This window comes from Brevundimonas abyssalis TAR-001 (assembly GCF_000466985.1).
GTDB lineage: Bacteria > Pseudomonadota > Alphaproteobacteria > Caulobacterales > Caulobacteraceae > Brevundimonas > Brevundimonas abyssalis.
In genome coordinates this window covers 1-9,534 of sequence record NZ_BATC01000081.1, presented here as the reverse complement: position 1 = coordinate 9,534, position 9,534 = coordinate 1, and the positions used below count along the sequence as shown (strand labels likewise).

The following is a 9,534-nucleotide window of genomic DNA, read 5'->3' as shown; positions in this document are numbered from 1 at the left end:
AACATCCTGCTGCTGTGGGGCGCGGTCATCGAGCGCGGCTATCCCTCGCAGGGCTGGCTGACCTTCAAGCAGGCGCTGGCGGCGGGCGGAGCGGTCAGGAAGGGCGAGCGCGGAACCACCGTCGTCTATGCCGACCGCTTCACCCCCGAAGCCGAAAAGGAACGCGCCCGCGAGACGGGCGAGAACGCCCGCGTGGTGCCCCTCCTCAAACGCTTCACCGTGTTCAACCTCGCCCAATGCGAGGGGCTGGACCGGCTCGCCCCCGAACCCGCGCCCCTGCCGGAACGCCAGATCATTCCCGCCGCCGAGGCGCTGATAGACGCGACCGGCGCGGACTTCCGCATCGGCGGCGAGCGCGCCTTCTACGCGCCCGGCCCGGACTTCATCCAGGTCCCGCCGCAACCGGCCTTCCGCGAGCAGATCAACTATTATCGCACCTGTTTCCATGAACTGGCCCACTGGACCGGCCATCGCGCGCGGCTCGACCGCGACCTGTCCGGCTGGCGCGGCGGTCCCGCTTACGCCCGCGAGGAGCTTGTCGCGGAAATGGGGTCCGCCTTCGTCTGCGCGGCCAAGGGCGTGGTCCCGACCGTTCGCCATGCGGACTATCTCGGATCGTGGCTCGACGTGCTGCGCGAGGATAACCGCGCCATCTTCCGCGCCGCCAGTCAGGCCAGCAAGGCGGCCGACTTCCTGCTGGCGTTCGAGGGCGCGCCCGAGGGCCAGCCCGCCGCCGCGCGGCAATCCCATTCCTCCGTGCAGGAAAGGATCGCGGCATGATCCTGCTGACCTCCGAACTGCGCGCGCGCCTGCTGGCCAACAACCATGCCCTGCGCGCGGCGCAACGCGAGAACCGCCGCGAACCGGATCACGTCCCGGTCGTGAAGCTGTTCAATCCCTGCGGCGCGGCGACATGGCTTATCAGCGATATCGACCCGGACGGCGACCTGATGTTTGGCCTTGCGGACCTTGGGTTCGGCGCTCCCGAACTCGGCTATGTCAGCCTGTCCGAACTGGCGAGCGTCCGCCTGCCGCTGGGCCTCGGCATCGAGCGCGACCTGTTCTTTGAAGGGCGCTTCCCGCTCTCGACCTACGCCGACGCGGCGCGCCGCACCGGCTCCATCATGGAAGGCATCGGCCTGCTGCACGCCCTGCCGAAAGGGGGCGCAACATGACCCGCTACACCGTCGAATGCGCCTGCGCGGCCTATGAATACACCCGCGTCACCGTCGAGGCGGCCACGCTGGACGCGGCGCTGGACGCGGCGCTTGACGCCGCCATCGCGGCGGCGGCCGAGCGCGACGATTGGGCTTCCGACAACGAAACCGGCCCGATCTTCGCGGACGCCGCGACCGAGGGCGCATGGCGGGACGGCAACCCGCTCCTGCCGATCCCCGACCGCTTCACCGAGGCCGGGGAGCCGTCCACAGTGACGATCATCATGGAGGGCGGCGCCATCCATGAGGTGACCTTTGAAGGAACGCCCTGCCGCGTCCTGATCCGCGACTATGACGTGGAGGGCGCCGAACCGGAGGACACCGAGCCTGACCCCGAGGGCCGCCCGGCGCTGACCTTCCGCTACGGGCCGTGGCCCGACCATCCGCCCGACCCCGTTCCCGAGCTTCCGTCCGCCCCACCGGGCGGCGGATGACCCGCGCCAATCCCGGCGCAACCCGGCCCCGCCCGTCATCCCTAGGAAAGATCAGGCGGACGGGGCCGGTCCACTCCCATGAAGGAGCAGACTGACATGAAACTCGCACATTACGACCAAGGCAAGCTGTCGATCTCCAAGGCCAATATGCACTACGGCAAGAAGGCCCCGGACGTGTCGCACATCCTGCCCTCCATCCGCGAACGGGGCGTGATCGTTCCGCTGATCGTCCGCCCGGTCGAGGGCGGCGAACCCGATCAGGGCGAAATCGTCGCGGGCGCGCGCCGCTGGACCGCCAACGCCATCGTTCTGGACGAGGGCGTCGATCACGGCCCCTTGCCCTGCGCGGTGATGGAGCCGGGCGATGACGCCGCCGCCATCGAGGCTTCGCTGTTGGAGAACTTCGCCCGGCGCGACGCCGACGAGGTGACCGAGTGGCACACCTTCACCCGCTTGGTGAAGGAAGGCCGCACGGTGGAGCAGATCGGCCAGACCTTCGGCATGACCAATCTGCAAGTGCGGCAGGTTCTCGCCCTGGGCAACCTGTTGCCCCGCGTCCGGTCGCTCTACAGCCAGAAGGCCATCGACGTCCCGACCATCCGCCATCTGACTCTGGCCTCCAAGGCCCGGCAGAAGGAATGGCTGGCCCTCTACGGCGACCCGGAGCAATACGCGCCCACCGGCTCGCAGTTGAAGGCGTGGCTGTTCGGCGGCCAGTCGATCCCGACGACCGTGGCGATCTTCGACCTCGCCGCCTACCCCGGCCGGATCACGACCGACCTGTTCGGGGAGGACGGCTATTTCGAGGACCCGGACCTGTTCTGGACCGAGCAGAACCGGGCGGTGGCCGCACTCCGCGACCGCTACCTTGAAGACGGCTGGAACGCGGTCGAGGTGAAGGACGTGGGCGACTACTTCCACAGCTACGACCATGAGAAGACGCCCAAGGATCGGGGCGGCCGGGTCTATATCTCGGTCACCGGGCGCGGCGAGGTGAACGTCCACGAGGGCTGGCTGACCGGCAAGGAGGCCCGGCGCGCCCGCGCCGACGCCGCCCGCGCCGCGCAGACTGAGGAAGACCGCGCCGCCGCCAGAGCCGGGCGGCCCGAAACCACCAGCAGCTTGCAGGCATACATCGACCTGCATCGCCACGCGGCGGTCCGGGCGGTCATGGCCGATCACCCCGGCGTGGCCTTCCGGTTGATGGTGGCCCATGCGGTCACCAGCGCGGGCCTGTGGACGGTCAAGGTCGAAGACCAGCGGGCGCGCAACGAGGCGGTGACCGAAAGCGTCGAGACGAGCGCGGCGGAAACCCGCTTCGACGCCCGCCGCCGCGAGGCGCTGGCCCTGCTGAAACGCTCGCCCGACGACCCGACCGTGATCCTCGGCGGCTACTACAACGACGAGGAAGACGCGGCCGCCGTCTTCGCGCGGCTGCTGGCGCTCACCGACGCGGAGGTGATGACCGTCGCCGCCGTGGTCATGGGCGAAAGCCTCGCCGCCGGGGGCGAGGCCGTGGAGGCGGTCGGGGCCTACCTCAAGCCCGACATGGCCGAACTGTGGACGGCGGACGATGTGTTCTTCGACCTGATCCGCGACCGCGAGGTGGCCAACGCAATGCTCAAGGACGTGGGCGGCAAGCCGGTCGCGGACGGCAATGTCACCGAGAAGGTCAGGACCCAGCTCGGCATCATCCGCGACCATCTGGCCGGGACGGGCGACCGGCCCAAGGTCGAGGGCTGGACGCCGAAGTGGCTGGCCTTTCCGCCCGCCGCCTACGCCGGGCGGCCGTTCCCCACACTGGACAGCCACAAGGCGGTCCAGCCGCTCCTGCGGCGGGTTCGGAGGCCCGCCGTTCCGGCCCCGGCCGAACCCGCGAGCGCCCCGGACACCCCGGACTTCGCCATCGCGGCGTGACTGAAACCGGAGGGGCGGTCCGCCGCCCTCCGGTCCCTTTTTCCCGAAAGGATCGACCCATGACCATCGCACAACTGGCCGCGCATCTGGCCCGGCTCCAGAGGATCGACCCCGCCGTGGGCGAGGCCCGCATTGTCTATGACGACGAGGACAAGCCGGTGGGCGGCGGCATCCTCGGCCGCAAGGACGGGGCCTGGACCCTGCTGCTGACGCCCATCCCGCTCGATCAGGTGGGCGGCTTCTAGACCCGCCCGCCCCGAAAAATCGCGCGCCGCCCGGCTCCCTCGCGGGAGCGCGGGCGGCGCATTTCTTCATGGGATCGCCCGGCTTAGTGCGTCAGCCCACAGGCCTGACGGATAGCAATCTGCACCGGCGAGGGGGGCAGCGCCGGATCAAGCTCACCCTTCGGCAGCAGCGGCGGCTGCGCCATGAAACGCGGTCGTTCCCCTCGGTGAGGTTGCGCCGCATGAACGATGAAGGGATGGCATAGATAGACAGTGCCCGCCGCACCTGTCGCCAACGCAACATCGCAATCTTCCGTGGAGGCGTAGCCGTCAGCGGAAAGCTGCCTGAGCGTCGCGCCCGCATCGCCGTAGGGCAGCAACTGGCGCGCAATGGTCGCGTGTGACCCCTTTCGTATCTTTGTCGGCGCATCATCGGGACCGACATCCGAAAACAGGAACAGCATCAGCAAGGCGCGCCCGCTGCTCTTCACGTTCGCCCGCCACTCCATGAAATCCGGATTCTCCACGCCGAAGCTCATGTCCACATGCCAGCCCTCGTCACCGGGGGATTCTGACGAGGGAAAGCGGATCGGGAAGGTCCCGACACCCTTGGGAGCAAGCCAGCGGTCTTTCCCAACGAGTTGATCGTAGGCTTTGCGCAGTTCCGGCGTGTTCGCGGCTGCGATGAAGGGGGGAGAGGACTTGAACCCGACCCGCACAACGGGTTGCGTCCAGTTTTCGGGTTCGTCGGGCGACAGACCGAGATCGGCCCACAATTCGTCCCGACCTTGCTTCGCCAGGTCGGCGCTGAAGGCGTTTTCGACTTTGACGAAACCATCGTCAATGAAGCTCAGGACCTGACCGGAGGTCAGGCCGACATGCTTGGATCTCGGCATTGGAAATACATTCTCCGCTCGGCCGCTGCATCGGCAGGGCCGTCTCGATCTGAACGGCGCAGATGCGCCGGCACGACTTCAGTCGTTCAGATCAACGGGAAGAATGTGGACATGAACTTCATGGTCATCACCTATGCTTGGTCGCGGATGAGTTCAAGGGCCCGTGATGGAGCGCTGGCCGCGTCTCGGCGGCATCGGTGATGGTGTATCTCCGTCATGGAGAATAGGCAGCGGCGTAGAAGCTTTTCCGTCGCCGCGGATCGCCTCCCGGCTTGGATGCAAGGCGCTGGTTGGCTAGCATCGTCTCTTTCCGAATTGGGGGACCCGATGACAGAAGACGTTGCGCCCGCACCCGACCTGGTGGGCCTCACCGCCGATCTTGTCACCGCCTATGTGGCCAACAACTCCGTGAGCGTCGAGTTGCTGCCCGGCCTGATCGCCTCGATCCACCAGACCCTTTCCGGGCTGGGCAACGAGGACGAGCCTGCCGAAACCCACGTTCCCGCCGTCTCGGTGCGCAAGTCGCTGGCGAGCCGCGACCACATCGTTTCTCTCATCGATGGCAAGCCCTACAAGTCGCTTACCCGCCACCTGAACACTCACGGCCTGACGCCGGAAGAATACCGTGCCCGCTACGGTCTAACGGCGAGCTATCCGATGGTCGCGCCCGCCTATTCGGAAAAGCGAAGCGCGCTCGCCAAGGCGCTCGGCTTCGGCCGTAAACCGACGGCCAAAACTCCTTCGAAATCGCCCGCCAAGGCTCCGGCCAAGGCCGGCCGCAAGCCGCGCGCCAAGGCGGCCAAGGCGGGGACATCGACATGATGAGCAACCGTCTCGCCGCGCTTGGCGGCCTCGCTGCCCTCGCGCTCGCCGCCTGCACCGCGCAGCCCGCCGCGCCCGCCGAGGTCTCCGCGCGCGAACCTGTCGCGCCCGCCGCGCCGGGAACGGCGGGCCCGGCCGAACCACCGCCCGCCGACCAGTGCCGCGCATCGGAACGTCAGGACTGGATCGGCCAGTCGGTCGACAGCTTGCCCGATGCGCCCCCTAGCGAAACGTGGCGCGTGGTCTGCACCAGCTGCGACAGGACCGACGACTTCCGGCCGGATCGTCTCAACATCGAGCATGACGAGGCCACGCGCCGGATCGAAAAGGTGAGCTGCGGCTAGGCGTTCGGTTCGGCGCCAGCCTTGTTGACGGTCGCGCCACCTTTTATGGCTTGCGCCGCCCGAACGGGCCAAAATTCTAAGGACTATCCGATATGAACAACACTGACCTTGCCGAACACCTCGCCTCCCAGCACGGCCTAACCAAAGCCGACGCCAGGAAGCTCGTCGACGCCGTTTTCTCAACGATCGGGGACGCCGCCGCCGCAGGCGAGGAAATCTCGCTCAACGGCTTCGGCAAGTTCAAGGTGAGGGACGTTCCCGCGCGTGAAGGCCGCAACCCCTCCACCGGCGCTACGATTCAGATCGCGGCGTCGCGGAAGCTGTCTTTCGCCCCGGCCAAGGCGGTCAAGGACAAGCTGAACGGCTGATTCACGCAGCGAGGTGCGGAATCCGACGCCCGCGCTCCGGCGCGGGGGCGGGACGGACGAACCTCAGCGAACCCGGTTCGGGATCAGGAGCGTAGGTCTCGCGGACCTGCCCGGCGGCGCGGCCGAGGTTGCAGGCGGAAGGGGCGGGTCCGAGGTTCGCGACCCGCGCGACCGGCGAGACACAGGGCTATGTGGGCGACCGCCACGCGGTCCCGATCGCACCGGCCCAGCGCGACATTGCTGGGGCGAAAGCACCGCCAGGCGGTCCGGTCGCGGGCGGCCGTGGAACGGTTGGGCCGGAGCGGTGGATGGGATCGCGGGGCGCGGCCCCCGCCGCTTCGCAGGCGCCGGGGCCTGGGCGGCCGAGTCCGACACAGCCGACAGCGTGAAAGGATGGGGCGCCTTTGCGCAGGGGTCCCCAAGGCTCAATCCCTCGGCATGGCGACTTGACCTATGATCCGGGCCAGCCGGGCGGCAACCGCTGCGCGCAGGCTTTTTTCCCCGCCGCTGGCGCGGCTCCTCGCGGGCGCTTCGCGCACAAAAAAGCCCTTCGCACCGGGCCTTAAGGCCCTTCGGTGGCGCCTGTCTGGCGCGGCTCATCACGGTCGTCCCATCGCCGGGGATCGGCCCCGGCGACACAGCGAAAGGACACCACCATGTCAGCCATCGGCTATGTCAAACTCGACCGCGACACCGGCGCCTACGAAGGCGCGGTCCGCACCCTCGCGATCAACGCGCCCCTCCGGATCGTGCCCAACGGGTCCAAGGCCGCCGACAACCAGCCCGACTACCGGGTCTATAGCGGCAACGTCGAACTGGGCGCGGGCTGGATCAAGACCGGCGAGCAGTCGCGCCGCGAGTATGTCTCGCTCGGCCTCGCCGCTCCCGAACTCGGGCCGCGCCGGATCTACGTCAACCTCGGCCGCGCCGCCGGACAGGACGACGAGGACGTGTTCGCCCTGATCTGGAACCCGGCCGACTGAGGCCCGGCCTCCACGCCCCCGCGCTCCGGCGCGGGGGCTTTTTTCCGCGCCCGAACGAATCCCCGGACCCGCCTTTTCGTGCGTCCCGCACGCGCTCCCGGCTCGCCAGCATCGCCCCGTCAGGAGGTGATCCATGTCCGAGTCCGACGACGCCAACGCCCGCGCCGAACGCGCCAAGCGCGGCAGCCCGTTCCTCAACACCAAGCAGGCGGCCTTCTATATCGGTCTGCATCGCACGACGCTGGAGATGATGCGCAAGCACGGCGGCGGCCCGCGCTTCCGTTATCACGGGCGCTTCATCCGCTACCATATCGACGACCTCGACCAATGGTCGCTTCGCAACCGCCAGACGCGCGGCGAGCGGTCCGATGCCTAGGCTCGGACCGCAACCGATCGTCCGCTGGCAGCCGCCGCTGGCGCGCCACCAGCGCCGCCGCAGACGCCGCTGGCTCGCCGCCATGGCCGCCGGACTGGCCCTGATCGGGCTCGCCGCCGGGGTCCATTACGGCCTGTCGCCTGCACCGCGCCTGATGTGGAATCCGTCCGCCAGCGCGCCGGTCGGCCTGTGGCGCGTCCATCCCGGCGCGCCGGTGTCGGCCGGGGACATGGTGCTGGCCGAGGCGCCCGAGGCGGTCCGCTGGCTCGCCGCCGAGCGGCGCTATCTGCCCGCCAACGTGCCGCTGCTGAAGCGCGTCGCGGCCGTCCGGGGCGACTATGTCTGCGCCCTGGACGAGACGGTCTATGTGAACGGCCGCCCTGTCGCCCGCCGCCGCGCCGCCGATCCGCAAGGGCGTCCGCTGCCGTGGTGGCGGGACTGCCGCCCCCTTCGCGACGGCGAGTATCTGCTGCTGATGGACGCGCCGGACTCCTTCGACGGGCGCTATTTCGGGCCAGTCGAGGCCGCCGCGATCATCGGCCGGGCGCGCCCGCTATGGGTCCGCTGAGCCTCGCCGCTGCGCTCGCGCTGGCGCTGGCGCAGCCCGCCGCGCTGGACGCCGAGCCGCCTGCGGCCGAGGCTGTCGCCGCATCCCCACGGGTCGAGCACTGGCGGCCCTACATCCGCGAGGCGTCCGAGCGGTTCGGCGTCTCCGAGGCGTGGATCGCCGCCGTGATGCAGGCCGAGAGCGGCGGCCGCACCACGCTGAACGGCCGTCCGATCACCAGCCACGCGGGCGCCATGGGCCTCATGCAGGTCATGCCCGGCACTTGGGCGGAGCTGCGCCGCGAACACGGCTTCGGCCCCGATCCACACAATCCGCGCGACAACATCATGGCGGGCGCGGCCTATCTGAAAGCCATGCACGACCGCTTCGGCTATCCGGGCCTGTTCGCCGCCTACAACGCCGGGCCGGGGCGCTACGCCGAGCATCTGCGCACCGGGCGGCCGCTTCCGGCCGAGACGCGCGCCTACATCGCGCAGCTCGCCCGGACCCCGGCGGACGCCGCGATGCCGCCCGCGATCCTGTCGGGAACACGGCTGTTCTTCACCGTGTCGAATGGCTCCGGTCCGCTTCCCGACGAATCGGAAACCACGCCGGCGGGCGACCTGTTTTTTCCACTCAGGGATCGGGAACCCGGCGACCGCTGATCGTCAGGGCGAGGGGATCACACGCGCTCGTTCCGATGGCTGCGCGCCCTGCGGAGAGGAAAGTATCTGCTCAGGACTTCCCAGCATCCGGGCCGGAACACGCCGCGTCAAGGACGACGGGGCCCCACCATTTTGCTGACGCAAAATCGTTTCCCCCATCGCCGCTTCGCGGCCGCTGCGCGGTCCCTGACCCGGCCCGCTCCACCCCGGAAAACGTCTCCATCCTTTCCAGAAAACAGGAGACGATGATGACCCTTGAACGCCATATCGAGGAACTGCGCGCCGAGCTTCGCGGCGTCAGCGACCCGCGCGAGTTGCGCCAGATCGAGGCCGAGTTGAAGGCGGCGGAAGCGCAACGCGCGGACCGGCGACGTGCCGCCGACGCTGACCGGGAGCGGGGGCGATGAGCCCCCGTAACCGGGCCGACGACCGGCGCGAACACGCCCGGCTGTTGGCGGCGAAAGCCCGGCTGGCGGCCGATGTGGCGGCGCTTGAGGCTGAGTTTCGCGCGGCGAAAACACCACGCGAACGACACAGCATCAATGAGGACCTCTACCTTTGCATGTTGTTCGATGTCTTGTTCGATTGGCAAATCGAGGCGCTGGCCAAGCGTCTGGAGGGTCCCGACCCCTAGACGACTGGGGGGTGAGGGGAGGCGGCGCGTCGGCGTCGTCTCCGCCTTGCATGGCGAGAGCGCGGGCCGTGTGAAGGGGCGGCGTGGAGGGGCTTCACGTGGGGGAA

Annotated in this window: 15 protein-coding genes; 14 read left to right on the top strand and 1 reads right to left on the bottom strand. The window is 69.0% G+C overall.

Going from position 1 to position 9,534, the window contains the following annotated elements; genetic code table 11:
* The 5 genes from MBEBAB_RS13835 to MBEBAB_RS13815 form a co-directional block, all read left to right on the top strand.
* Positions 1 to 780: ArdC family protein (locus tag MBEBAB_RS13835; RefSeq protein WP_045319411.1), on the top strand; the 780-nt coding region annotated here is incomplete at its 5' end.
* The gene (locus MBEBAB_RS13830) at positions 777 to 1,175 is read left to right on the top strand and encodes a DUF2958 domain-containing protein (RefSeq protein ID WP_021698609.1); all 399 of its coding nucleotides are present in this window, start codon (positions 777 to 779) and stop codon (positions 1,173 to 1,175) included. The genes MBEBAB_RS13835 and MBEBAB_RS13830, both read left to right, overlap by 4 nt.
* A complete protein-coding gene (locus tag MBEBAB_RS13825) occupies positions 1,172 to 1,651 on the top strand; it encodes a hypothetical protein (RefSeq protein WP_021698608.1) in 480 nt (159 codons plus the stop codon). The genes MBEBAB_RS13830 and MBEBAB_RS13825 overlap by 4 nt, the downstream gene beginning before the upstream one ends.
* A 96-nt stretch (positions 1,652 to 1,747) precedes the next feature.
* On the top strand, positions 1,748 to 3,568 hold the full coding sequence (locus MBEBAB_RS13820; RefSeq protein WP_021698607.1) for a ParB/RepB/Spo0J family partition protein: 1,821 nt from the start codon (positions 1,748 to 1,750) through the stop codon (positions 3,566 to 3,568).
* A 59-nt stretch (positions 3,569 to 3,627) separates the two neighbouring features.
* Complete coding sequence (locus tag MBEBAB_RS13815; protein WP_021698606.1) at positions 3,628 to 3,813, top strand: hypothetical protein; 186 nt, start codon at positions 3,628 to 3,630, stop codon at positions 3,811 to 3,813.
* 83 nt (positions 3,814 to 3,896) lie between these two features.
* Here the strand turns inward: MBEBAB_RS13815 and MBEBAB_RS13810 are convergent, their stop codons facing one another.
* Positions 3,897 to 4,688, bottom strand: a complete 792-nt coding sequence (locus MBEBAB_RS13810) for a phytanoyl-CoA dioxygenase family protein (protein ID WP_021698605.1) — start codon at positions 4,686 to 4,688, stop codon at positions 3,897 to 3,899.
* Between the two features lie 327 nt (positions 4,689 to 5,015).
* Between MBEBAB_RS13810 and MBEBAB_RS13805 the strand changes: the two genes are divergently transcribed.
* The 9 genes from MBEBAB_RS13805 to MBEBAB_RS13770 all read left to right on the top strand — a co-directional run bounded on the left by MBEBAB_RS13805 (position 5,016) and on the right by MBEBAB_RS13770 (position 9,427).
* Positions 5,016 to 5,510, top strand: a complete 495-nt coding sequence (locus MBEBAB_RS13805) for a Ros/MucR family transcriptional regulator (protein WP_021698604.1) — start codon at positions 5,016 to 5,018, stop codon at positions 5,508 to 5,510.
* Positions 5,507 to 5,854, top strand: a complete 348-nt coding sequence (locus tag MBEBAB_RS13800; protein ID WP_021698603.1) for a hypothetical protein — start codon at positions 5,507 to 5,509, stop codon at positions 5,852 to 5,854. Before MBEBAB_RS13805 ends, MBEBAB_RS13800 begins: the two co-directional genes overlap by 4 nt.
* A gap of 92 nt (positions 5,855 to 5,946) precedes the next feature.
* Positions 5,947 to 6,222: an HU family DNA-binding protein gene (locus tag MBEBAB_RS13795; protein WP_021698602.1), complete on the top strand. Its 276-nt coding sequence runs from the start codon at positions 5,947 to 5,949 to the stop codon at positions 6,220 to 6,222.
* Positions 6,223 to 6,878: 656 nt separating this feature from the next.
* Positions 6,879 to 7,205 carry a DUF736 domain-containing protein gene (locus tag MBEBAB_RS13790; RefSeq protein WP_021698601.1) on the top strand — a complete coding sequence of 109 codons (327 nt, stop codon included), beginning with the start codon at positions 6,879 to 6,881 and terminating at the stop codon, positions 7,203 to 7,205.
* A gap of 133 nt (positions 7,206 to 7,338) precedes the next feature.
* The gene (locus MBEBAB_RS13785) at positions 7,339 to 7,581 is read left to right on the top strand and encodes a helix-turn-helix domain-containing protein (RefSeq protein ID WP_021698600.1); all 243 of its coding nucleotides are present in this window, start codon (positions 7,339 to 7,341) and stop codon (positions 7,579 to 7,581) included.
* Positions 7,574 to 8,149 (top strand): S26 family signal peptidase, encoded by a 576-nt coding sequence (locus MBEBAB_RS13780; protein WP_045319410.1) that lies wholly within the window; start codon positions 7,574 to 7,576, stop codon positions 8,147 to 8,149. The genes MBEBAB_RS13785 and MBEBAB_RS13780 overlap by 8 nt, the downstream gene beginning before the upstream one ends.
* Positions 8,137 to 8,793, top strand: a complete 657-nt coding sequence (locus tag MBEBAB_RS13775; RefSeq protein WP_021698598.1) for a lytic transglycosylase domain-containing protein — start codon at positions 8,137 to 8,139, stop codon at positions 8,791 to 8,793. Before MBEBAB_RS13780 ends, MBEBAB_RS13775 begins: the two co-directional genes overlap by 13 nt.
* A gap of 248 nt (positions 8,794 to 9,041) precedes the next feature.
* Complete coding sequence (locus tag MBEBAB_RS16730) at positions 9,042 to 9,200, top strand: hypothetical protein (RefSeq protein WP_021698597.1); 159 nt, start codon at positions 9,042 to 9,044, stop codon at positions 9,198 to 9,200.
* Positions 9,197 to 9,427, top strand: a complete 231-nt coding sequence (locus MBEBAB_RS13770) for a hypothetical protein (RefSeq protein WP_021698596.1) — start codon at positions 9,197 to 9,199, stop codon at positions 9,425 to 9,427. The genes MBEBAB_RS16730 and MBEBAB_RS13770 overlap by 4 nt, the downstream gene beginning before the upstream one ends.
* Positions 9,428 to 9,534: the final 107 nt, after the last annotated feature.